Origin of the sequence: Heliomicrobium undosum (assembly GCF_009877425.1) — a bacterium.
In the GTDB taxonomy this organism is placed as follows: domain Bacteria; phylum Bacillota; class Desulfitobacteriia; order Heliobacteriales; family Heliobacteriaceae; genus Heliomicrobium; species Heliomicrobium undosum.
The window spans coordinates 53115-75165 of the sequence record NZ_WXEY01000018.1; the positions used below are offsets into that span (position 1 = coordinate 53115).

The 22051-nt window shown below is 59.3% G+C and carries 25 protein-coding genes; all 25 read left to right on the forward strand.

What is annotated here, in order from left to right:
• The first annotated feature begins 100 nt into the window (after positions 1–100).
• The 25 genes from GTO91_RS13615 to GTO91_RS13735 all read left to right on the forward strand — a co-directional run bounded on the left by GTO91_RS13615 (position 101) and on the right by GTO91_RS13735 (position 21900).
• The gene (locus GTO91_RS13615) at positions 101–1300 is read left to right on the forward strand and encodes an L-threonylcarbamoyladenylate synthase (protein ID WP_161259280.1); all 1200 of its coding nucleotides are present in this window, start codon (positions 101–103) and stop codon (positions 1298–1300) included.
• A 96-nt stretch (positions 1301–1396) separates the two neighbouring features.
• Positions 1397–2023 carry a manganese efflux pump MntP gene (locus tag GTO91_RS13620; protein WP_161259281.1) on the forward strand — a complete coding sequence of 209 codons (627 nt, stop codon included), beginning with the start codon at positions 1397–1399 and terminating at the stop codon, positions 2021–2023.
• 26 nt (positions 2024–2049) lie between these two features.
• Positions 2050–2511, forward strand: a complete 462-nt coding sequence (locus tag GTO91_RS13625; RefSeq protein WP_161259282.1) for a low molecular weight protein arginine phosphatase — start codon at positions 2050–2052, stop codon at positions 2509–2511.
• Between the two features lie 172 nt (positions 2512–2683).
• Complete coding sequence (rpiB, locus tag GTO91_RS13630; protein ID WP_161259283.1) at positions 2684–3154, forward strand: ribose 5-phosphate isomerase B; 471 nt, start codon at positions 2684–2686, stop codon at positions 3152–3154.
• Positions 3151–3690: a TIGR01440 family protein gene (locus GTO91_RS13635; RefSeq protein WP_161259284.1), complete on the forward strand. Its 540-nt coding sequence runs from the start codon at positions 3151–3153 to the stop codon at positions 3688–3690. Before rpiB ends, GTO91_RS13635 begins: the two co-directional genes overlap by 4 nt.
• A 99-nt stretch (positions 3691–3789) precedes the next feature.
• A complete protein-coding gene (locus tag GTO91_RS13640; RefSeq protein WP_407929531.1) occupies positions 3790–5037 on the forward strand; it encodes a serine hydroxymethyltransferase in 1248 nt (415 codons plus the stop codon).
• 59 nt (positions 5038–5096) lie between these two features.
• Positions 5097–5726 (forward strand): uracil phosphoribosyltransferase, encoded by a 630-nt coding sequence (upp, locus tag GTO91_RS13645; RefSeq protein ID WP_161259286.1) that lies wholly within the window; start codon positions 5097–5099, stop codon positions 5724–5726.
• 436 nt (positions 5727–6162) lie between these two features.
• Entirely contained in the window at positions 6163–6603 is a 441-nt protein-coding gene (locus GTO91_RS13650) for a deoxycytidylate deaminase (protein WP_161259287.1), read from the forward strand.
• Between the two features lie 25 nt (positions 6604–6628).
• A complete protein-coding gene (locus tag GTO91_RS13655; RefSeq protein ID WP_161259288.1) occupies positions 6629–7099 on the forward strand; it encodes a nucleoside triphosphate pyrophosphohydrolase family protein in 471 nt (156 codons plus the stop codon).
• A 106-nt stretch (positions 7100–7205) separates the two neighbouring features.
• A complete protein-coding gene (wecB, locus tag GTO91_RS13660; RefSeq protein WP_161259306.1) occupies positions 7206–8351 on the forward strand; it encodes a non-hydrolyzing UDP-N-acetylglucosamine 2-epimerase in 1146 nt (381 codons plus the stop codon).
• A 210-nt stretch (positions 8352–8561) separates the two neighbouring features.
• On the forward strand, positions 8562–8822 hold the full coding sequence (locus GTO91_RS13665; RefSeq protein WP_161259289.1) for an AtpZ/AtpI family protein: 261 nt from the start codon (positions 8562–8564) through the stop codon (positions 8820–8822).
• Between the two features lie 47 nt (positions 8823–8869).
• On the forward strand, positions 8870–9259 hold the full coding sequence (locus GTO91_RS13670; protein WP_161259290.1) for an ATP synthase subunit I: 390 nt from the start codon (positions 8870–8872) through the stop codon (positions 9257–9259).
• A gap of 54 nt (positions 9260–9313) precedes the next feature.
• Complete coding sequence (atpB, locus tag GTO91_RS13675) at positions 9314–10015, forward strand: F0F1 ATP synthase subunit A (protein ID WP_161259291.1); 702 nt, start codon at positions 9314–9316, stop codon at positions 10013–10015.
• A gap of 75 nt (positions 10016–10090) precedes the next feature.
• On the forward strand, positions 10091–10327 hold the full coding sequence (atpE, locus tag GTO91_RS13680) for a F0F1 ATP synthase subunit C (protein WP_012282004.1): 237 nt from the start codon (positions 10091–10093) through the stop codon (positions 10325–10327).
• 77 nt (positions 10328–10404) lie between these two features.
• Positions 10405–10914: a F0F1 ATP synthase subunit B gene (gene atpF, locus GTO91_RS13685; RefSeq protein ID WP_161259292.1), complete on the forward strand. Its 510-nt coding sequence runs from the start codon at positions 10405–10407 to the stop codon at positions 10912–10914.
• A complete protein-coding gene (locus tag GTO91_RS13690; protein ID WP_161259293.1) occupies positions 10908–11468 on the forward strand; it encodes a F0F1 ATP synthase subunit delta in 561 nt (186 codons plus the stop codon). Before atpF ends, GTO91_RS13690 begins: the two co-directional genes overlap by 7 nt.
• Before the next feature lie 40 nt (positions 11469–11508).
• Entirely contained in the window at positions 11509–13017 is a 1509-nt protein-coding gene (gene atpA, locus GTO91_RS13695; RefSeq protein WP_161259294.1) for a F0F1 ATP synthase subunit alpha, read from the forward strand.
• Positions 13018–13068: 51 nt separating this feature from the next.
• Positions 13069–13938: an ATP synthase F1 subunit gamma gene (atpG, locus tag GTO91_RS13700; protein ID WP_161259295.1), complete on the forward strand. Its 870-nt coding sequence runs from the start codon at positions 13069–13071 to the stop codon at positions 13936–13938.
• Between the two features lie 45 nt (positions 13939–13983).
• The gene (atpD, locus tag GTO91_RS13705) at positions 13984–15399 is read left to right on the forward strand and encodes a F0F1 ATP synthase subunit beta (RefSeq protein WP_161259296.1); all 1416 of its coding nucleotides are present in this window, start codon (positions 13984–13986) and stop codon (positions 15397–15399) included.
• An 18-nt stretch (positions 15400–15417) separates the two neighbouring features.
• A complete protein-coding gene (locus tag GTO91_RS13710) occupies positions 15418–15834 on the forward strand; it encodes a F0F1 ATP synthase subunit epsilon (RefSeq protein ID WP_161259297.1) in 417 nt (138 codons plus the stop codon).
• 176 nt (positions 15835–16010) lie between these two features.
• The gene (locus GTO91_RS13715) at positions 16011–17531 is read left to right on the forward strand and encodes a B12-binding domain-containing radical SAM protein (protein ID WP_161259298.1); all 1521 of its coding nucleotides are present in this window, start codon (positions 16011–16013) and stop codon (positions 17529–17531) included.
• Between the two features lie 63 nt (positions 17532–17594).
• Positions 17595–18659 carry a YwmB family TATA-box binding protein gene (locus tag GTO91_RS18700; RefSeq protein WP_161259299.1) on the forward strand — a complete coding sequence of 355 codons (1065 nt, stop codon included), beginning with the start codon at positions 17595–17597 and terminating at the stop codon, positions 18657–18659.
• Between the two features lie 203 nt (positions 18660–18862).
• Positions 18863–20125, forward strand: coding sequence for a UDP-N-acetylglucosamine 1-carboxyvinyltransferase (gene murA, locus GTO91_RS13725; protein ID WP_161259300.1), 1263 nt, complete (start codon positions 18863–18865; stop codon positions 20123–20125).
• An 82-nt stretch (positions 20126–20207) separates the two neighbouring features.
• Entirely contained in the window at positions 20208–21164 is a 957-nt protein-coding gene (gene spoIID / locus GTO91_RS13730) for a stage II sporulation protein D (RefSeq protein ID WP_161259301.1), read from the forward strand.
• 298 nt (positions 21165–21462) lie between these two features.
• A complete protein-coding gene (locus GTO91_RS13735; protein WP_161259302.1) occupies positions 21463–21900 on the forward strand; it encodes a hypothetical protein in 438 nt (145 codons plus the stop codon).
• Positions 21901–22051: the final 151 nt, after the last annotated feature.

Below are 22051 nucleotides of genomic sequence, written 5' to 3' on the forward strand. Positions count from 1 at the left end.
ATCTGAATACGAAACCCCTTTTCCTGAAACATTGATTCGGCGCTGATGAGGATGTTCAATTCGATAGGCCCTGATTGCGTTACGAAGGGATCATTGAAACATGGCACAGGATTTTAAGGATACGAAAATCTGGCGCGTCGAACCGCAACAGGTGTCCCCGGAAGGGCTTCGCGAAGCCGCCGCCTGCCTGCAAACAGGCGGCCTCGTCGCTTTTCCGACGGAGACGGTCTACGGTTTGGGCGCTGACGCCTTAAACGATAAGGCGGTGGCGGGGATTTTCACCGCCAAAGGGCGTCCGTCCGATAATCCCTTGATCGTACATATCGCCGATATAGACGAGGTTGCGAGGCTCGCCGTTGATTTCCCCGAACGGGCGCGGCGTCTCGCTGAACGCTTTTGGCCGGGACCGCTTACGTTAGTGCTGCCGGCGTCGCAGCAGGTTCCTCCCGTGGTCACTGCTGGGCTGGCGACGGTGGCAGTCCGCATGCCTTCTCATCCTGTCGCCCGGGCGCTGATCCGCGAGGCAGGGACGCCGGTTGCCGCCCCGTCGGCCAATCGTTCCGGCAGGCCGAGCCCGACGCTGGCTGCCCATGTATGCGAGGACCTATGGGGGCGCATCGACGGCATCGTCGACGGGGGGGCTTGCGATTTCGGGTTGGAGTCGACGGTCGTCGACGCCACGGGCGATGCGGCGGTGATCCTGCGGCCCGGCGGTGTAACGCGGGAGATGATTGAAGCGCTGGGTATTCCTGTGCGGACATCCCTTACGGTGGAGCGCACCGTCGATTGCGTTGACGTTGTCGCTAGCAAGGATGAGGCGCCTGCCGAGTTCCGCTGTGATGGGGATATTGAGCCCAGCCGTGAAGTGGGGTACTTTATACCGCCTTCTCCGGGCATGAAGTATGTCCATTATGCGCCCAGGGCGCCCCTCTACCTGCTTGAAGGGAGTTGGGAAGGGCAGGTGGAGGCGCTGCGCCGGTTGCTCTCCGATCCTGCTGAAAATGCCGATTATGGCGTCAGCCCGACAGGATTGTTGATTTCTGAAGATACCTACCGCAGGATCGAGCCGGTGCTCCAGCGGAGTGGTGATGCCGGTCGTGGGGAGAAATGGGTGGTTCGTCTGACGGGTTCTCGGGAAGACTTGACTACGGTGGCCCAGCGCCTCTTTGGGGCGATCCGCGCCTTCGATCAGACGACCGTTGTTCGTATTGTCGCCGAAACCTATCCACATAGGGGCATCGGCTCGGCGCTGATGAACCGCCTGGAGAAAGCAGCCGGAGGGCGTCGCTGGCTGGGATAAAAGCAGTCTTCTCGTCCCCTTTTCCAAGGCATATAACTTATCATGGCTTGGCTTTCCATGGTTCCGGGCGAATTCCGGCGAAGTGGAGGTTGGGGAATGGAGTATTGGACTTTGGGTGTGCTTGCGGTGGGGTTGGGCGCTGACGCCTTTTCTATGGCCCTCGGCATCGGCATGGAAGGGGTGCGCCGCCGCGACGCCTTCATTCTCGGACTTGTAGTCGCGCTCTTTCATATCTTCATGCCTTGGTTCGGCATCCTGGCTGGGAGCGCCCTCGGTTTGGTCGTGGGCCGTCTGGCCAGTTTCATCGGCGCAGCGGTGCTCTTTTTTCTGGGCGGACGGATGATATATCACGCCTGGAAGGAGAAGCGGGAAGGGCCTGCCTCTCCGGTAAGTGGCCCCCGGCGTCTGGGCAACGGTTCGGGCGTCGCCGGGGCCATCGCCGGCGGGCGCCCCTTTGCGCCGACGATCTGGGGGCTGGTCGTCATCGGGGCGGCCGTCAGCATGGATGCCTTGAGCGTGGGCTTTTCCCTTGGCACGGTGGGGGCGCAGTTGATCCCGACGGTGTTGACCTTTGGCGTTGTTGCCGGGATCATGACGGTCGCAGGCTGCCTGATCGGGCAACAGGTGAGCCGGATGCTCGGCGCGACGGCGCAACTGGCGGGAGGCTTGATTTTATTGGGCATTGGGATTAAGCTTTTGCTTGGAAGCGCCAGTCCTGGTTAAGGTCAGCCAAGTCCGGAGGGATACCGATGTTTACCTTGTTGTTCGTATGCACCGGCAACACCTGCCGCAGCCCCATGGCCCAGGCGATCGCCGGTGAGCTCCTGACCGAAATGGGCCAAGCGGCTCGGATCCGTGTGGTTTCGGCCGGCACCTCGGCGTGGCCAGGGGCGCCGGCGTCTGTTCATGCCCGCAGGGTAATGGCCAATCGCGGGCTCAACTTGGAAGACCATGGGGCCACTTCCCTCACGCCAAGCATGATCCGGGAGGCCGATCTGGTGTTGACCATGACCGGCAGTCACCGTGATCGCGTGATCCAGCTGGCGCCGGAGCAGGCCGCCAAGGTGTTTACCCTGAAGGAGTACGCCGGCGGCGCCGGGGATATCGCCGATCCCTTTGGGATGGACGAGCATGTCTATCAACAAAACGCCAGCGAGATCGAAGGGGCGTTGCGCAAAGCCCTGCACCGGTTCGTGGAACCCATCGTTTGACAGCGGTCAACCGATGTTTTTTTATCGTGTTTTGTCGTCATGAAAAGGGATAAGCTATTCCATGTCGAAATATTACTGCTTTAGGGGTTAACCTCAACCGTTGGCATGATTATCCACGGGAAGAAAAAAGAACGTATCCTTGAGAAGAAAAAGACACGTTGGAGTGAGCAGGATGAAGATCGCCATCGGCAGCGACCACGGCGGGTTCCGGCTGAAAGAGGAAATCCGGGGCTTTCTGGCGGAGGAGATGGAACTGGCTGGCGTCAAGCCGGAGGTCATCGATATGGGGACCTTTTCCGAGGATTCGGTCGATTACCCAGAATTCGGCGTCAAGGTGGCCAAGGCGGTTGTCGACCGGGAAGCCGATTTTGGCATTGTCGTTTGCGGCACAGGGATCGGCATCTCTATCGCCGCCAACAAGGTTCCCGGCATCCGCGCCGCCCTTTGCGGCGACACCTTTTCGGCCCGCATGGCCCGGGAACATAATGATGCCAATGTGCTCGCCCTGGGGGCGAGGGTGACCGGTCCCGGCCTGGCCCGGGACATCGTGGCGGCCTTCTTTTCGTCGGCTTTTGCCGGCGGCAGGCATGCCCGGCGGGTGGACATGCTGCGGGCCATCGAGGGGCAGGGGACGCAGGGATGACCGGCATCGGGGCGCAGGTGACCGCTGCTGCCACAGAACTGTTGCAGGTGGCAAACCTGCAGGCGGAGCAGATCCTGGTCGTCGGCTGCAGCACCTCCGAGGTGATCGGGGCGGTCATCGGCACGAAAGGGTCGGAAGCTGTGGCCGAGGAGATCCTGACGGCGCTCCGTTCGGTGACGTCCCCCAAGGGGGTCTACCTGGCGATCCAGTGTTGCGAACACCTCAACCGCGCCCTCGTCGTGGAAGGGGAGTTGTTGCGGCTGCACCGGGAACTGGAGGAGGTCTCTGTGCGGCCTGTGGCTAAAGCCGGCGGCTCACTGTCGGCCCAGGCGATGGAGCATTTCTCCCGGCCCGTCGTCGTCGAGGCGATCCGCGCTCACGCCGGCCTGGACATCGGCGAGACGCTGATCGGGATGCACCTGAGAGCCGTCGCCGTGCCTGTCCGCCTGGCGATCCGGCAGATCGGCGAAGCGCGCCTGACAGCGGCCCGGACCCGGCCGAAGCTGATCGGCGGGGAACGGGCCTGTTACCGGTAAATAGGCAAGCGAAGGTCTTCTTTTACAGGGGTTGTACGGAATAAGCGCGTCAATGGCTTCACTGCATAGCCTGAAGAAAAATGATATATTGGAGGTAGCATTTTCGTGAGTGAATGGAAGCATCTGCACCGGGTCGACCCTGAAGTGGCGGTCGCGATGGACCGGGAAAAGAACCGCCAGAAAAACAACATTGAATTGATCGCTTCGGAGAACTTCGTCAGCGAGGCCGTGTTGGAAGCGGCCGGCAGCGTATTGACGAACAAGTATGCCGAGGGGTATCCGGGAAAACGCTACTACGGTGGCTGCGAATTTGTCGACCAGGTGGAAACGCTGGCCATCGAACGGGCCAAGACGCTCTTTGGCGCCGAACATGCCAATGTGCAGCCCCACTCGGGCGCCAACGCCAACCTGGGCGTCTACTTCGCCTGCCTCGAACCAGGCGATACGGTTCTGGGCATGAATCTCGCCCACGGCGGGCACCTCACCCACGGTTCGCCCGTCAACATATCAGGAAAGTACTTCCGCTTCGTCGCCTACGGCGTCGATGAACATACGGGCCGCATCGACTATGACGAGGTGGCGCGTGTCGCCCGGGAAACGAAGCCCAAGTTGATCGTTGCCGGCGCCAGCGCCTACCCGCGTGAGCTCGATTTTGCCCGCTTCCGGGCCATCGCCGATGAGGTCGGGGCCATGCTGATGGTCGATATGGCCCACATCGCCGGCCTGGTGGCGGCAGGACTTCATCCCTCGCCCGTTCCTTACGCCGAGTTTGTCACCACCACCACCCACAAGACGTTGCGCGGTCCCCGCGGCGGTATGATCCTCTGTAAAAAAGAGTGGGCCGCCAAGGTCGACAAGGCCATCTTCCCCGGCCTGCAGGGCGGTCCGCTGATGCATATCATCGCCGCCAAGGCCGTCGCCTTCAAAGAGGCCATGGCGCCGGAGTTCACGGCTTACCAGAAGCAAATCGTCGCCAACGCCGCCGCGCTCGCCAAAGGCCTGACCGACCGCGGTTTCCAACTCGTCTCCGGCGGGACGGATAACCACCTGATGCTTGTCGACCTGCGCAACAAGCAATTGACCGGCAAGGAAGCGGAGAAGCGTCTCGACGAGTGCCGGATCACGGTCAACAAAAATGCGATTCCCTTCGATCCGCAGAGTCCCTTCGTCACCAGCGGCATCCGTGTCGGCGCGCCGGCCGCGACGAGCCGGGGCATGGATGAAGCCGCCATGGATCAGGTGGCCGAAGCGATCCACCTGTGCCTGTCAGACGGCAGCGAGGCGGCCATGCAAAAAGCCGTCGCCATCGTGGAATCGCTCTGCGCCCGTTTCCCGCTCTACGCCTGATCCTCGCCGCCCGTCGCACCATGAAATGCGCTAACAATTGAACACCGGGGGGAACTGAGATGGCCAGGGTTGTGATCATGGATCACCCGCTGATCCAACATAAATTGAGTTTCATCCGTTCAAAGAACACGGGTTCCAAGGAGTTCCGGGAACTGGTCGAAGAGGTGGCCATGCTGATGGCCTACGAGGTGACCCGGGACCTGCCCCTTGCCGAGACGGAGGTGGAGACACCCGTCGCCGTGGCCAAGACGAAGGTGCTGGCCGGCAAAAAACTGGGCGTCGTGGCCATCCTGCGGGCCGGACTCGGCATGATCAACGGCTTCGTCAAGCTGATCCCGGCGGCCAAGGTCGGCCATGTGGGACTCTACCGCGATCCGGAGACGCTGGAGCCGGTGGAGTACTACTGCAAATTGCCGCCCGACGTGTCGGAGCGGGACATGATCGTCATCGACCCGATGCTGGCCACCGGCGGCTCTGCGTCGGCGGCGCTCACCCTGCTCAAACAGAAGGGCGCCCGTCACATCAAACTGGTCGTCCTGATCGCCGCCCCCGAAGGCGTGTCCCGCGTCGAACAGGATCACCCCGATGTGGACATCTTCGCCGCCGCCCTCGACCCCTGCCTGAACGATCATGCCTATATCATCCCCGGTCTCGGCGACGCCGGCGACCGCCTCTTCGGAACGAAATAAGGGGCACGAAACAAAAAGACCTTTGTCTGGAATCAATTTTCAGGCAAAGGTCTTTTTTGGGAAGGCCGTTGCGATAGAAAAGAAAGCCCGCTATTATTAAGGGTGGGCTAATGCGCAGAGATTTTTTATCTTTTTTCTTGGACAAGTGGTTTCTCGCGGATGATAAGTCAAGCTGAGCTCTAACGATCGGATAAAGTAAATCTGGGCGGATTGGCGGAGCGAGCGGTTTGGGCGGAGCGGCGTCGCGAGCGCCGGTTGCGCAGCGGAAAAGCGCGCCACGGTTCACATGCAGAAAAGCCCAGAGGTTTGGCGCGCCCGCGAAGCAACCCAGCGAGCCGCCGCGCAGCCCTTAGCGAGCGGAGCCAATCCGCCCCGATTTACGCAAATGTAACGCTAGGTCCTTTTTTGAGAAAGTCGGACGAGATAGGGGACTCACATGCGCAAAGACTGGGACAGCTACTTCATCGACATCGCCTTTGCGGTGTCCAGCCGCAGCACCTGCCCCCGGCGCAGCGTCGGCGCCGTGATCGTAAAGGACAAGCGGATCAAAGCGACAGGCTATAACGGAAGCCCCGCCAACCTGCCCCATTGCGCCGATGAAGGCTGTTATATGTTGAACAACCACTGCGTCAGAACGATCCATGCCGAGGTCAACGCGATCATGGAGTGTTCGCCGGAGGAGCGGAAAGACGCGACGATTTACGTGACCGACCGGCCTTGCGCCGAATGTTCGAAAGTCATTATCTCCTCGGGTATAACCCGGGTCGTCTTTGCCCGAGACTATCATACGGATCACGACTGGTTCAAGATGGCCCCCTGGATCGAGGTTATCCATCTGCCCAGGCAAAAAGCGATCAACGAAGCGCCAACAGCATGAAGGCAAGGATAAGGGGGGAGCCGCCATGACCGATCTGGTCAAGCAGTTGGAAACGGTCTTCCCCCGTTTAGCGCTGTCACCCACCATTGAGAGCACCATGATCAAACTCGTGGAAGAGGCCGGCGAACTGGCCGAAATCTGCGGGAAGGTGCGACGCCTTAACGGGGAGGAGCGACAGGCGGTGATGCGCAAGCTGCGCGCCCGGGAAGTGGCCCGCAGGATCGAGGGATTGCTCCAATCGGGACAGGGAATCTCGGAAGCGGGATTGGCGGCGCAACTGGCCGAGCTCGCGGCCTCTATGGGCAGCGATGGGGCGGAAGACGAATTGACCCCGAAAGAGATCGACAAGTTGATCGCCCGGGAACTGCTTGATGTGATGCAGACCTGCGCCACCTTCATGTACCAACTGGACGTGGATCTGGATGGCCTCATCGCTGAACACCGGGAAAAATTAATCCAGCGGGGTTACATAAGCGGCGGAAGGGATGTTCCGTAAACCGTGCTCGTGAGCCACGCTCTCCCTTGGCGTTCTCACACGGATATCCAATCTGCGGAGAAAAACTGGAAAGGCAGTGAAGCGGGTGCCAGAACCGATCAAGGTAATGTCCATCTTCGGAACCCGTCCGGAAGCGATCAAAATGGCGCCGGTCGTCAAGGCGCTGGAGCAGTATCCGGGCCAGATCATCTCGAAGGTGGCCGTGACGGCCCAGCACCGGGAGATGCTCGACCAGGTGCTCGAACTCTTTCACATCACGCCCGATCATGACCTGAACATCATGGCGCCGGAGCAGACCCTCTATGATGTCACCTCTCGGGCGCTGCTCGGCCTGAAGCCGGTGCTGGAGCAGGAGAAGCCTGATCTGGTCCTGGTCCACGGCGATACGACGACAACCTTTGTGGCCTCCCTGGCCGCCTTTTATCAGCAGATCCCGGTCGGCCATGTCGAGGCGGGTTTGCGCACCCACAACAAGTACTCGCCCTTTCCTGAGGAGTTGAACCGCCGCCTGACCGGCGCCATCGCCGACCTGCATTTCGCCCCGACGGCTACGTCGCGGCAGAACCTGCTGCAGGAGGGGATAAGGGAAGAGAGCATCTACGTGACAGGCAACACGGTCATTGACGCCTTGCTGGCGACGGTGAAGCCCGACTACCGTTTTCATGATCCCGCCCTCGAAGGGATCGACTTCGAAGGACGGGAGATCCTGCTCGTGACGACCCACCGCCGGGAAAACCTGGGCGAACCGATGCGCCAGGTCTACCGGGCGCTCTATGAGATCCTGGAGGCGCGTCCCCAGGCGGCCGTCGTCTTCCCGGTTCACAAAAACCCGGCTGTCCGGAGGGTCGTTGCCGAGGTGCTCGGCGATCATCCCCGAGTGCATCTGGTCGAGCCGATGGATTATGAACCTTTTGTCAACCTGATGGCCCGCTCGACGCTGGTCTTGACCGACTCGGGGGGGATGCAGGAGGAAGCGCCCTCGCTGGGCAAACCGGTGCTGGTGCTGCGCGACACGACGGAGCGTCCTGAGGCGGTCACCGCCGGCACGGTGAAACTGTTGGGAACCGACGCCGCGGCCATCACGCGGGAGGCGCTCACCCTGCTCGGCGACCGGCGCGCTTACGAGGCCATGGCCAACGCCGTCAACCCCTACGGTGACGGCAAGGCGTCCGAGCGGACGGTCCAGGCCATTCTGTATCATTTTCAGAGGTCGCAAGCCAGGCCGGAACCCTTTTCGCCACAGATGGCTTGAATTACGAATATTGTATTCTTTTGCGACTTTGCTGTTCTTTTTGGCACATGAAAGGATTTTGGCCTGTCGTCGCGAATACTAAATGTCGGCTAAAATGTGTATGAGCTTTGCCGAAGCACTGTTGAAGAAAAGCGACAGAGGGAAAGAGAGAATGAGGCCGAACCATCCAGGGCATCCTATTTTTGCCTGTATGCAGTGGGAGGGAGCGGCTTGGCCGAACTGAATCTGCCTTCTCGTCGGGTTCTCAAAGCGTTCGCGCTGGCTTCTACCATCGGCGCCGAGTTCGCGGCCTCGGTATTCATCGGGTTTACGGCAGGCCGCTACGCGGATAAGGCTTGGGGGACGGACCCGTGGCTGATGCTCACTGGTGTATTGCTGGGCGTCGCCGGCGGGTTTTTCGGTGTCTATTACCTGGTAACTACCTTTTTCAAGGAAGATGAAGGTAAACCGGAGAAAAAGCCATCACCCTGACCCTCTGCGATACGCCCGGCAAGGTGGTAACGAGAGAGGACAAGCTCATGGAATTGCAGCGCCTTTTGTCCAAGGTATGGCGGTTGGGCCTCCTAGGGGTGGGAGTCGGCCTGGCGCTGATACCCTTTGTCGATAGGCCGGAGTATCCTGCCGGGTTTGCCCTTGGCTGGTTCTCCGGGATCCTGGCTTCCTGGCTTCTTTCGATGCGGCTCCGCCGCCTGGAGAATCAATCCCCCGAGAAGGCCGTTCGCAGCATCCAACTCAGCGCCCTGGCGCGATTTAGCCTGGGACTGCTGGCCTTGCTGCTCGCGTTCAAAACCCCCGGGGTGTTTGATCTCCTCACGACCGGCCTCGGCTTGCTGATGACGCCTGTCACCTCGACGGTCATCGGTTGGTTGGAGAGCCGGAAACCTTACTACTGGGAAAACAACAAGTGAAAGGGGTGAATCAGAAAACACATGGAAGAACACGTGCGTCCGGAGTGGCACTTTATGGGAATGACCTTTTGGGCCGACACACTTCTCTTCGCCTGGTTGGTCATGGCCATTCTCATCATTTTTGGCTACATAGCGGGAAGACGCGCTACCAGCGGCATCCCTGACCGAATCGTCGCCGTCTGGGAGTACGTCATCGACTTTGTCGCCAAGATTGTCGCAGACAACACCGACTACAAGAAAATGGCGGGACTGCTGGCCTACCTGGTGACGCTGATCATGTTTATCTTTGTTTCCAACATGATCGGCCTATTCCCGAACTTCACCTTCGGGCTCGGCCACCTGCACACCGCCGGCAACGCCATGTCGCCCACGGCCGACTTGAACCTGACGCTGGCCCTGGCCACGATGACCATCGTCCTGGCCCAGTACTACGGGATCAAGTACAACGGGACCCACTATTTCGGGCACTTTTTCTCGCCGCACTGGCTCTTCTTTCCGATCCATGCGATCGAGCTGCTGACCAAACCCGTCACCCTGGCCTTCCGTCTTTACGGGAACATCTTCGCTGGCGAAGTGCTGATCAAGGTGCTCCTCACGTTCATCCCCTTCGGACTGGTCTATGTTTTGGGCGGGTTTATACCCCACGTGATCTGGCTGGCATTCTCCGTCTTCGTCGGCGCCATCCAGTCCTTCGTCTTCACGGTCCTGACGATCGTGTACATCTCGCAAGCCATCGGCGCAGCCGATAGCCATTAAAACCAATCAAAAAAATCAGGGACGAGGAGTCCCGCCCAGCCGCAACGGCTGAACATTTGAAAGGAGCGATCTCTTGTGGATGTCAAAGCTTTTGCTCTCTTAGGTGCCGGTCTCGCCGTCGGTCTCGCCGCTTTCGGCGCCTCCATCGGTAACGGTATGGTCACCTCCAAAACGGTGGAAGGCATCGCCCGCCAGCCTCAGGCCCGTGGCGCCCTGCAAACGACCATGTTCATCTCCGTCGGTCTGATCGAAGCTCTCCCCATCATCACCGTCGTTATCGCCTTCCTGCTCTACGGCGTCGGCAGCAAGTAAGCCCGCCGCAACCCAGTAATCGGTTCCACCAAAAAGAAATACAGCGTAGCGTTTGCTCCGTTTAAGGAGGTTAAGCGGTGCTAGAATCGGTCCTTCACGCGCTCAATCTGAACGAGACCTTTCTGGCCATGCTGATCAGCTTCCTGATCCTTGTCTTCATCCTCCAGCAGGTCGCTTTCAAGCCTATCTTGAAAGCCCTTGACGAACGGCGTCAAAAGGTCGAGGAGTCGATCAACCGCGCCGAAAACGATCTGGAAGAAGCCAACCGGATGCGGGCCGAGAATGCCGCCGAACTGGCCAAGGCCCGCCAGGAAGCCCATGACCTGATCGCACGCGCCACCAAGGTCAGTGAAGAAAAAGCGCAGGAAATCGTCGCCGCCGCCCAGGCAGAGGCCAACCGCCTCAAAGAAAAGGCTGTCGCCGACATCCAGCGGGAAAAAGAAAAAGCCGTGGAAGAACTGCGCAGCCATGTCGTCAGCCTGTCCATTCTGGCTGCGGAAAAGGTGATCCGCAAGAACCTGGATGACCCGACCCAGCGCCAACTGGTTGACGAGGTCATCAACGAAGTGGGGAAACTGCCATGCTAACAGGCGCTGTCGCTCGCCGGTACGCGCAGGCTCTCCTGGAGATCGGAACCCAAACCAAGAACTTAGATGCGCTGGAAGCGGAATTGGGCCGCTTCATCGAGATGATCGACAATCATCCGGAACTGCAGCGGGTCCTCTTTCATCCTTCCATCGTTGTCGCTGAGAAAAAAGACCTGGTGGGCAAACTGCTTGCCACGGGCGCTTTTTCGGAAACGGCGCGGGCCTTCATCCTCCTTGTCATTGATCGCCGGCGGGAAAACTACTTCGCCGACATTTTCCGGGAGTTTGTCCGCCTGGCCAACAAGGTGCGCAACATTGAGGAAGCACGGGTGACGAGCGCTGTCGAGCTGGCGCCGGAGCAGGTGGAACGCCTGCGGTCGCAACTGGCCGCCGCCACCGGCAAAGAGATCGTCCTGCGCCAGCAGGTTGATCCCAGCTTGATCGGCGGTCTGGTCGTCGCCTTTGGCGACCGGATTATCGACGGTTCTGTAGCCGGAAAGATCCGGGACCTGAGAGAGAGCCTCCTGCGGGCTCCCCTGCCCTCCCTCTCGTAACTCGACACGCTCACTAGAGAATAGGGGTGAAGAACCGTCCATGAGTTTACGTCCTGAAGAGATTAGCGCCATCATCAAGCAACAGATCGAGCGGTATGAAAAGCCCCTGGAGGCTGCCGACTCCGGCACCGTCATCCAGGTCGGCGACGGCATCGCCCGCATCTACGGCTTGGAAAAAGCCATGGCCGGCGAACTGTTGGAGTTCCCCGGTCAGGTTTACGGCATGGTGCTCAACCTCGAAGAAGACAATATCGGTTGCGTTATTCTCGGCCCCTACACGGGGATCAAAGAAGGCGACACAGTCAAGCGGACGGGCCGCATCGTGGAAGTTCCCGTCGGTCCCGAACTGATCGGCCGCGTCGTCAACCCCCTCGGCCAGCCCCTGGACGGCAAGGGTCCCATCAACGCCAAGCAGTTCCGTCCCATCGAGTCGGCTGCCCCTGGCGTCATCAAGCGGAAATCGGTTCATGAGCCCCTGCAAACGGGTCTCAAGGCCATCGACGCCATGGTGCCCATCGGCCGCGGCCAACGGGAATTGATCATCGGTGACCGCCAGACCGGTAAAACGGCTGTCGCGGTTGACACGATCATCAACCAAAAAGGCCAGAACGTCGTCTGCATCTACGTGGCTATCGGCCAGAAGGCGTCCACCGTCGCCGGCGTCGTCAAGACGCTGGAAGAGCACGGCGCCATGGATTACACCATCGTCGTCTCGGCGACCGCCTCTGAGCCTGCGCCGCTCCTTTACATCGCCCCCTACTCGGGTTGCGCCATGGGCGAGTACTTCCTCTACAACGGCCAGCACGCCCTCTGCATCTATGACGACCTGTCCAAACAGGCTGTCGCCTACCGGGAACTGTCCCTGTTGCTCCGCCGCCCGCCCGGCCGCGAAGCCTACCCCGGCGACGTCTTCTATCTCCACTCCCGCCTGCTGGAACGGGCCGCCAAACTCTCTGACGAGAATGGCGCCGGCTCGCTGACGGCGCTGCCGATCATCGAGACCCAGGCTGGCGACGTGTCGGCCTACATCCCGACAAACGTCATCTCCATCACCGACGGCCAGATCTTCCTGGAATCAGACCTGTTCTTCTCCGGTATCCGCCCGGCTATCAACGCCGGTATCTCCGTTTCCCGTGTCGGCGGCTCCGCTCAGATCAAGGCGATGAAACAGGTCGCCGGCCGCCTCCGCCTCGAACTGGCCCAGTACCGCGAACTGGCCGCCTTCGCCCAGTTCGGTTCCGATCTGGACAAGGCGACCCAGGCCCGCCTGAACCGCGGTCAGCGCCTGGTGGAAATCCTCAAGCAGGATCAGTACAAGCCCATGGTTGTCGAGGAGCAGGTGGCCATCATCTTCTCCGCCGTCAACGGCTATCTCGATGACATCCCGGTGGCCGACGTGCTCAAGTTTGAGGAAGGCTTCATCAAGTACCTGCGTACGGAAAAGGCCGACATCCTCAAAGATATCCGGGAAAAGAAAGCCCTCAGCGATGATCTCACCGCGCGGCTCAAAGAGGCTATCGGAGCTTTCAAGAAGGGCTTCGTGGCCTAAGACTGGGAGTCTGCCGGACTAGACTCTCGGCAATAGCGAGGTGAAAATAGAATGCCCGGAATGCGCGATATCAAACGCCGCATCCGTTCCATCAAAAGCACCCAGCAGATCACCAAGGCTATGAAGATGGTGGCGGCGGCGAAGCTGCGCAAGGCCCAGGAGAAGGTCATTCAGGCCCGCCCCTACGCCAAGCGCATCCAGGGGGTTCTCTCCCGTCTTGTGGCGGCTGCCACCGACGTGAACCATCCCCTTCTGGAGACGCGGGAGGTCAAACGGGTCGGCTACGTGGTCATCACGGCTGACCGGGGCCTCTGCGGCGGTTACAACGCCAACATCATCCGCAAGGTGAACAACGAGACCAAGGGACGCGACGATGTCTCCCTGGTCTGTGTCGGCCGCAAGAGCCGCGACTTCTTCAAACGGATGGGGAACACGATCGAAGCGGAGTACGTAGGTCTGGGCGAGGACATCTCCTTCGGCATGGCCAAGGAGATCGCCGCCAAGGTCATGGAACTCTACGAACAGGGGACCGTTGACCAGGTGCAACTCGTCTTCACCGAGTTTTACTCCGCCTTGACCCAAAAGCCTGTTCAGATGCAGCTCCTGCCCATCCCGGCCCAGGCCGGGGAAGCGGGCGCCGCTGAAGACAGCAAGGGTCCCCAGCCGCTCTATGAGTTCGAACCGAGCCCGGAGGCCGTCCTGGACGAGCTGCTTCCCAAGTATGTGGAGAACCAGATCTACCGGGCCTTGCTGGAGTCGAAAGCCTCCGAACAGGGCGCCCGCATGACGGCGATGGGATCGGCGACGGACAACGCCAAAGAAATGATCAACAAGCTTACCCTGTCCTTCAACCGGGCCCGCCAGGCGGCCATCACCAAGGAGATCTCCGAGGTGGTCGGCGGCGCGGCAGCCCTCGGCTAATCGAAGGCAGGCAGTCACTCCGACCGGAGGAGGTTTACGCATTCGATGAACTTTGGAAATGTAATCCAGGTCATCGGGCCGGTTGTGGACATTCAGTTCCCGCCCGGCCAACTGCCTGAGATTTATAACGCCATCAAGATCCGTTCTGCCGACCAGGAGAACTACCAGGGCAGCTTCGAGATCGACATCACCCTGGAAGCCGCCCAGCATCTGGGCAACAACTCTGTCCGCTGCGTCGCCATGTCCTCCACGGACGGTTTGATGCGGGGCATGAAAGCCCAAGATACGGGCGCTCCCATCTCGGTTCCCGTCGGCGCCGAGATCCTGGGCCGCATGTTCAACGTCCTCGGCGACCCCATCGACGAGGCCGGCGAAGTCGTCGCCAAGGAAGCCTGGCCGATTCACCGCAACGCCCCGACCTTTGAAAACCTGGAGCCCTCCACAGAGGTTCTCGAAACAGGCATCAAGGTCATCGACCTGCTCGCTCCTTACGCCAAGGGCGGCAAGGTCGGTCTCTTCGGCGGCGCCGGCGTCGGCAAGACCGTTCTGATCCAGGAACTGATCAACAACATCGCCATGGAATACTCCGGTTACTCCGTCTTCGCCGGCGTCGGTGAGCGGACCCGTGAGGGCAACGACCTGTACCATGAATTCAAAGACTCGGGCATCCTGAAGAACGTCGCCATGGTCTTCGGCCAGATGAACGAGCCCCCCGGGGCCCGGATGCGCGTGGCCCTCTCGGGCCTCGTCATGGCTGAGTACTTCCGCGACGTCCAGAACCAGGACGTGCTGCTCTTCATCGACAACATCTTCCGGTTCACCCAGGCCGGTTCGGAAGTGTCGGCTCTCCTCGGCCGGATGCCCTCCGCCGTCGGTTACCAGCCCACACTGTCCACCGAAATGGGCCAGCTCCAGGAGCGGATCACCTCGACGAAGAACGGTTCCATCACCTCCGTCCAGGCCATCTACGTCCCTGCTGACGACTTGACGGACCCGGCGCCGGCGACGGCCTTTGCCCACCTGGACGCCACCACCGTTCTCTCGCGGGCCATCTCCGAGCTGGGCATCTACCCCGCCGTCGACCCCCTCGATTCCACCTCACGGATCCTGGACCCCCATGTCGTCGGCGACGAGCACTACAGCGTTGCCCGGGGCGTGCAGAAGATCCTGCAGCGCTACAAAGAACTGCAGGACATCATCGCCATCCTCGGCATGGACGAGCTCTCGGAAGACGACAAGATCGTCGTCGCCCGGGCGCGGAAGATCCAGCGATTCCTGTCGCAGCCCTTCCACGTGGCCGAAGCCTTCACTGGCACCCCCGGCAAGTTCGTCCCCCTCAAGGAGTCTATCCGGGGCTTCAAAGAGATCCTCGAAGGCAAACACGACGACCTTCCCGAAAACGCCTTCTACATGGTCGGCACCATCGAAGAAGCGGTGGCCAAAGCCAAAGATATGGCGTAAAGAGGGGAGTGACCTGTCATGGCCGAAAAGACCTACCTACTCGAGGTGGTTACTCCCGAGCGGGTGGTCGTCAATGAGGAAGTGGAGTTCACCTCCGCTCCCGGTATCGAGGGCAGCCTCGGTATCCTGGCCGACCACGCTCCCATGCTGACCGCCTTGACCATTGGCTTGCTGGAGTACACCAAGGGCGGCCAGAGCCGGAAACTGACCATCACCGGCGGTTTCCTGGAAGTGGCCGATAATAAAGTGACCGTCCTGGCCAACGCGGCCGAACAACTCGTGGAGATCGACATCTCCCGGGCCGAGGCCGCCCGCCGGCGGGCGCAAGAGCGGATCGAAAAGGCCCAAGTCGGCAACGCCGATGTGGACCTGATGCGGGCCGAGATGGCCCTCAAGCGGGCGCTCCTGCGCCTGGAGGCCGCGAAAAAAGAATAACCGATGCGGATTGTGTCGGCGCCGTTCCCTTATGTATAATGAGGGGAGGCGCCCTTTTCTTTTTTCAAGTAATCGATACACGTATTCGAAGGTAATAGAAGTAAAGGATACATAATTTTAGCTGTTTCGGGTAGGTTTCAATCAGGGCGCAATAATGATCACACGAGGTTGTTTGGATGAAAGACTATCCCATCGTGCTTATCGGCCTCTACAACTCCAAGGCGCTGGGCGTGCGCGCCCTGTCATCGGTCTTGAAGGCGAAGGGCTACCCTGTCAGCATCATCTTCTTTAAAGACTTCAACAGCTTGAACGCGCGCAGCCCTTCCGAGGAGGAGTACCGGCTGCTGGTGGACAAGTTGATGGAACTGAACCCACGCATGATCGGTCTCAGCGTCATGTCCACCTTCTATCTCTCGGCGGCCCATGAGATGTCCCGCCGCATCAAAGCAGCCTTTCCGGCGGCGTCCCTCGTCTGGGGCGGCGTCTATCCCACCATGTTTCCGAAAGAGTCCTTGGATCACTGCGACTATGTGATGCGCGGCGAATGCGATGAGGCGATCATCGACCTTGTGGAGGCGCTCTCCGCAGCAACTGATGTTGGTGAGCCGCCTAACCTAACACAGGTGCCCAACCTCACCTACCGTTGCGGCGACACTGTTATCGACAACCCCCTTAACCACCTGCGAGCACAGTTGGATGAACTGCCCTTCCCAGATATGGGCAGCGGCGCCATGTACCACATCAGCGACGGCAAGCTCACCTGCTGTGATCCTCAGGTGGCCAGCGTCTCCTATGAGATGAGCGCTTCCCGAGGCTGTCCCTTTGTCTGCTCTTACTGCAGCAGCCTGAACCTGAAACGGATCTACAAGGGCAAGGGACCCTTCGTGCGCCAGCGATCTGTTGACAGCACCCTAGCGGAACTGCGCTGGGCAAAAGGCCTCGTCAAGAACATGCGCATGGTCTGGTTCTGGGACGAGATCTTCGCCGATGACGAGTCCTGGGTCCGCGAGTTCGTCGGTCGCTACAAACAAGAGATCGGCCTTCCCTTCAACATCTGGGGACACCCGCACAAGATCAAGCCAAAGATCATGGCGATGCTCGTTGAGGCAGGGTTGCATCAGGTCGTCGTCGGCATCCAGCACGGTTCGCCGCGCATCCGCAAGGAGATCTACTTCCGCCCCGAGACAGACGAGGAACTGATCGAGATGAGCCGCATCCTGGCCGAAGCCAAGGTGCCCGAGGTCATCTACGACCTGATCCTGGACAGCCCCTTTGAGACAGTGGAAGACCTGGAGAAGACCTACCACCTCTGCATGAAGCTGCATAAGCCCTTCACCCTGAACCTGCACGGCCTCAGCTTCCTGCCGGGCACTGACATCGAAAAGTTGGCCGTCGATAAGGGACTGCTGACCTGGGAGGAGCTGAAGCAGCAGCAGTCTCGTCCCATCGAAGAGATGTACCATTCCTTCAGTTGGTGGACCCACACCGGTTCCAAAGAGGACCGGGAACGGGCCTACTGGAAGAACATGATCCACCTGACCCAGTTCGGATGGGCCTCGGCGCTCCTCCCCCTCTTCGAGGCGGGCATCTTCCGCCAGAAACCGGAGATGATGAACCCCTTGCGCACCACCGCCAACGGCTGGAACCTGATGCGTCGCGCCGCCCGCAAAGCCCGGCTGAAGCTCGGTCTGACCTGACGTTTAACGGTCACCCTCCTGGGCAAGACTGGAAACAGACCTTTGCCTTTGAGGGTGTTTTTTGTGCTCAAGTTTTTATTTTATCTGATCGTCCAGGTGGGTCTGTTCCTGTTTCTCAGCTTTTTCCTGCTCTTTCGCAACGGCGGTGAAGGCGCCCAGTGGGTGATCCGGCAGATGCCGTCCGTGGAAGCGACTGTCGCCGGATATGTGCGGGATTACACGCCTTCCCTTTTGGAGGTGTGGACGACCTTGGCGCCGCCTTTCGGGAACCAGCCGGGAAAGAGAGGCTTCCATGAGAGGGGTTACGGGCCGGCTTCACCGGATGCGATTGGCCCGGTGCAATCGCCCGGCCCGGAAAATTCGACTGACGAAAAGGGCCGCAGTGCTGCCGGCGCAACGTCGGAAACGGGACATCCGGATCAAGGGACAGGTGAAGGGGCAGGCAAGCGGATCGATCCGGCGGTGATCGAAAGCCTCGCTTCGGCCATGCAGGCCTCAGGGATTTCGCCCCAAGATGCCGCCGTCACCCTCTCCATGCCGGTGGATTCCGAACTCCTGAATGCAGCCGAGGAAAAGGAGCGACGCCTTGTCGCCGAGACGTTGCTGAAAAGACATTTCCGAGAGATCGCCGGTCAAGACGCCGCAGAAACCCCGGTCATCCGCATCGACGGACATCGGCTCTTCGCACTCCTGCGCGGTAATGACGGAAAAGGCAGCCGTTTGGACCTGATGCTGCAGAGCGATGGGGAGCGGGGTCACCTGACCGCTGTTCTCCGGGAACCCCTGGCCGATGTAAAAGCGAGCGAACGGCTGAAACGGCTTTACGGCTTGGCCGATGGTCGCGGGCGATGTGAATTCAGCCTAAGCTTGCAAGGGATCCGGCCGGGATTTTCAGCGCCCGAAGAACAGGAACGGGTGATCAGCGACTGTCTGGCACGCCTGCAGGCCCAGCCACTGCGGAGTTCCGCCAAGGAGGCGGTCGTCATCAGCGCCTATTGTCCCCTGTTGCCCGGGGGGATTCGCATGGGCGATGAAAACATGAATCTCCAGGCGATGGCGCGCTATTACGGCGTCGATAGGAACACGCACTTTGCTTTCGGCTATCCCTTGCTGATCCAGGAGATGTAATCGGATCCCATCCAAGAGATGCATGTGTAGCCGAAAAAGGTTCCGGAGAAAGTATTTTAGGCAGGAAAGCGTTGTGACCTGTCGAATCTAAACTGGGTTGTTGAATCGCTTTCGACTTCCTACATACCCAGCGGTTTGCGGATTACCCAAAAAAAGGGGGGCGGCCGGCTCCCGGAGAACGGTGAAGACGGCAGACAGAATTGATGGAGACAAAAATTGTTGTGCGCGGGGGCAACCCCCTGATTGGACATATCCGTGTCAGCAACGCCAAGAATGCGGTGCTGCCGATCCTGATCGCGTCGCTGCTGGCAGAAGGCGAATCGACGATCGCCGATGTTCCCCGACTGGCTGACGTGGATACGACCTGCGCCTTGCTGCAGCACATGGGCTGTGAGGTGGCGCGGCAAAACGGGAATATCATCGTCCGCACCGGATCCCTTTCCGGTGAAGAGGCGCCTTACGAGTTTGTGCGTATGATGCGCGCATCCTTCCTCGTGCTCGGTCCCTTGTTGGCGCGACTCGGAAGGGCTGTCATCTCATTGCCGGGCGGTTGCGCCATCGGTTCCCGGCCGATCAACCTGCACCTAAAAGGCTTGGAGGCCATGGGCGCCAAGGTCCGCCTCGACCACGGCCATGTGGAGGCCCACTGCCGCCAGTTGCAAGGCGCCCAGATCTACCTGGATTTTCCCTCTGTGGGAGCGACGGAGAATCTGATGATGGCCGCTTCCCTCGCGAAAGGGCAAACGGTGATCGAAAACGCCGCCGAGGAGCCGGAGATCGTCGACCTGGCCAACTACCTGAACCGGATGGGGGCGCGCATCAAGGGCGCCGGCACGCCGGTCATCAAGATCGAAGGCGTCGAGCGGCTGCAAGGCGGCGCCTACACACCGATCCCAGATCGGATCGAAGCGGGCTCCTACATGGTGGCGGCTGCCGCCACCGGCGGCGACCTGACGGTGGACAACATCATCATCGATCATGTCAAGCCGGTCATCGCCAAGCTGAAGGAGATGGGCGCCACCGTCCAGGAGATGGAGACGAGCCTGCGCGTGACTGTCGATCAACCCTTGCGCGCCGTCGACATCAAGACCCTGCCCTACCCCGGTTTCCCGACGGACATGCAGGCGCAGATGATGGCGTTGCTGTCTGTCTCCACAGGCACCGGCGTGGTGACGGAAACGGTCTTCGAAAACCGCTTCATGCATGTCGATGAATTGAAACGGATGGGCGCCCAGATCAAGGTGGAGAGTCGGACCGCTGTCGTACAGGGCATCCCTAAGCTCTATGGCGCGCCTGTCAAAGCGACAGATCTGCGGGCCGGCGCGGCGCTGATCGTGGCCGCCCTGGCTGCCGATGACACGACGGAAATCGGTTGCGTCCATCACATCGATCGCGGTTACGACGATATTGTCGGCAAGCTCCGGGAGGTCGGTGCCCGGATCGATCGCGCCCACGCGGAGTGCTGAATTCCCTGTTGTTGGCGTCATTTTTCCTCTAACACCGCGCATACACATAGATGCGCATGGATGCTGGAGGGGGGAGGCGCGCGTGCGGCATTGGAGACAGCGACGGTGGAATCTGCGGCGGTGGAAGTTGGGGTTGGCGATGACGTTGATCGCCGGATTGCTGGTTGTCCTGGCGATCCCCTGGCTGTCCGTCTACGGCCCGTACCTGCGGTTGCGCCTCTCCCCGGCCGCCGGGCCGGAAGTGACGGTGCGAACGGAGCAGGACCAAATGATCCGCATGCCGATGGAGGAATACCTGGTCGGTGTGCTGGCCGGTGAGATGCAGCCCCAGGATCCGCCCGAGGCATTGAAAGCCATGGCCGTCGCCGCCCGCAGTTTTGCCTGGTTGCGCGTTGAACGCGGTGAGACCTTATGCGCCACGGTGCACTGCCAGGTCTGGTTGTCGCCGGAGCAACGGTTGCAACGCTGGGGGGCGCTTAACACGCCTCGCTTTACTGAACAGATTTTGAGCGCCGTTGCAGCGACGCGCGGGCAGATGTTGCTCTATAAGAACAAGGTCATCGACGCCACTTATCACGCCTCCTGCGGCGGCAGGACCGAGTCGGCCGCCGCTGTCTGGGGGAGGGAGATCCCCTATCTGCAGAGCGTTTCCTGCCCGGAGAAGCCCGAACTCCGGGAGGCGCGGTTTACACCGGGTGAACTGGATGCCCGGCTGGGAACGGCGCTGGCGGCAATGGCCTCCAAACTGCGTCGCAATGCTGTCGAGGTCGTCGACCGGACCGAGACGGGGCGGGTGAAACGAGTCCGCGTGGCCGGCGAAGAGATCGAGGGAACCCGCTTTCGCAACGCCCTGGGACTGGCATCGACGGATCTGCGCCTGAACTGGGACGGCAGCGGCCTGCGCGTCGAGACGAGGGGCCATGGTCACGCCGTCGGGCTTTGCCAGGCCGGGGCGGTGGCGATGGGCGAAAAGGGCGACCGTTACGTGGGGATCCTCGGCCATTACTATCCTGGGACAAGGCTGGAGACATTGTATTAAATCCGTTTATATGGTTTCTAAACGACTAGAAGAAGTCGTTTTTTCTTTTCCCACTTATTTATGTTATTAATTAGAAAAAAGCCGTTTGTGAAGGTAAAAACATTGAATTAAAAGAAAAAAACATAAATTAAAATCGACAAATGTCGAAAAAAGCAGAATGATACTATCTTTACAATATTAAATTAATGTTTATAATAAACTTCGCAGGTGCAGTACAGCAGTTAGGGGTGTGTACATGGAATAAATACTACACTAGAATTAAAAAAATACTATTTAGAACAATAAGGAGGAGCACGACATGGCGAGAAAAGGTAAATTAATTGCTACGGCTGTAGTTACAGGGATTTTAACCTCAATTGTGTTTGCTACGTACGCATCATCCTCAGATAATCTAGCGGATGACAAAAAGATCCTCACTCAGGTACAAATGGAGACGGCCTCATCAATAGAAAAAATTAAAACCAAGCAAATTGATAAATTTCTGGAAAACGTCAAAACTGACACGAGGTATAAAGATTTTGATAAAAGTAATATTAAAAAGCAATATGAAGAACTCCAGGAAAGCAATCCGATTCTTGACTATAAAATAATTGATACAAAAATAATTGATGGGAGTAATGCAGAACTAATCGTTGAGTTTAAATATCCTGATGGAGTAGAAAAGTTTAGACTACAGGCTGTTAAAGAAAAAAACAAATGGCTATTGGTTTTACCGGGTTCTGTAGTGCATGAATAAGATATAAGGTGGTAAACATTTTAATGAAAAAAGTAATTGCAACTGTAACATCTTCCCTATTAAGCGTAGTATTATTCGCATCAACGGCATTTGCGGCTTATCTTGTTGTTAGCTATTGTACGTACAGTTTTGCCGCTGGCGAATACGGTAA

Bases quoted from the DNA above. Each gene is read 5' to 3' on its own strand.
- atpD (WP_161259296.1), top strand. From the start codon at position 13,984: ATGAACTTTGGAAATGTAATCCAGGTCATCGGGCCGGTTGTGGACATT.
- GTO91_RS13655 (WP_161259288.1), top strand. From the start codon at position 6,629: ATGACCGATCTGGTCAAGCAGTTGGAAACGGTCTTCCCCCGTTTAGCG.
- GTO91_RS13615 (WP_161259280.1), top strand. From the start codon at position 101: ATGGCACAGGATTTTAAGGATACGAAAATCTGGCGCGTCGAACCGCAA.
- GTO91_RS13635 (WP_161259284.1), top strand. From the start codon at position 3,151: ATGACCGGCATCGGGGCGCAGGTGACCGCTGCTGCCACAGAACTGTTG.
- GTO91_RS13715 (WP_161259298.1), top strand. From the start codon at position 16,011: ATGAAAGACTATCCCATCGTGCTTATCGGCCTCTACAACTCCAAGGCG.
- GTO91_RS13650 (WP_161259287.1), top strand. From the start codon at position 6,163: ATGCGCAAAGACTGGGACAGCTACTTCATCGACATCGCCTTTGCGGTG.
- GTO91_RS13735 (WP_161259302.1), top strand. From the start codon at position 21,463: ATGGCGAGAAAAGGTAAATTAATTGCTACGGCTGTAGTTACAGGGATT.
- GTO91_RS13625 (WP_161259282.1), top strand. From the start codon at position 2,050: ATGTTTACCTTGTTGTTCGTATGCACCGGCAACACCTGCCGCAGCCCC.
- GTO91_RS13620 (WP_161259281.1), top strand. From the start codon at position 1,397: ATGGAGTATTGGACTTTGGGTGTGCTTGCGGTGGGGTTGGGCGCTGAC.
- atpB (WP_161259291.1), top strand. From the start codon at position 9,314: ATGGGAATGACCTTTTGGGCCGACACACTTCTCTTCGCCTGGTTGGTC.
- murA (WP_161259300.1), top strand. From the start codon at position 18,863: ATGGAGACAAAAATTGTTGTGCGCGGGGGCAACCCCCTGATTGGACAT.
- GTO91_RS13670 (WP_161259290.1), top strand. From the start codon at position 8,870: ATGGAATTGCAGCGCCTTTTGTCCAAGGTATGGCGGTTGGGCCTCCTA.
- GTO91_RS13690 (WP_161259293.1), top strand. From the start codon at position 10,908: ATGCTAACAGGCGCTGTCGCTCGCCGGTACGCGCAGGCTCTCCTGGAG.
- atpG (WP_161259295.1), top strand. From the start codon at position 13,069: ATGCCCGGAATGCGCGATATCAAACGCCGCATCCGTTCCATCAAAAGC.
- upp (WP_161259286.1), top strand. From the start codon at position 5,097: ATGGCCAGGGTTGTGATCATGGATCACCCGCTGATCCAACATAAATTG.
- GTO91_RS13710 (WP_161259297.1), top strand. From the start codon at position 15,418: ATGGCCGAAAAGACCTACCTACTCGAGGTGGTTACTCCCGAGCGGGTG.
- rpiB (WP_161259283.1), top strand. From the start codon at position 2,684: ATGAAGATCGCCATCGGCAGCGACCACGGCGGGTTCCGGCTGAAAGAG.
- wecB (WP_161259306.1), top strand. From the start codon at position 7,206: ATGTCCATCTTCGGAACCCGTCCGGAAGCGATCAAAATGGCGCCGGTC.
- atpA (WP_161259294.1), top strand. From the start codon at position 11,509: ATGAGTTTACGTCCTGAAGAGATTAGCGCCATCATCAAGCAACAGATC.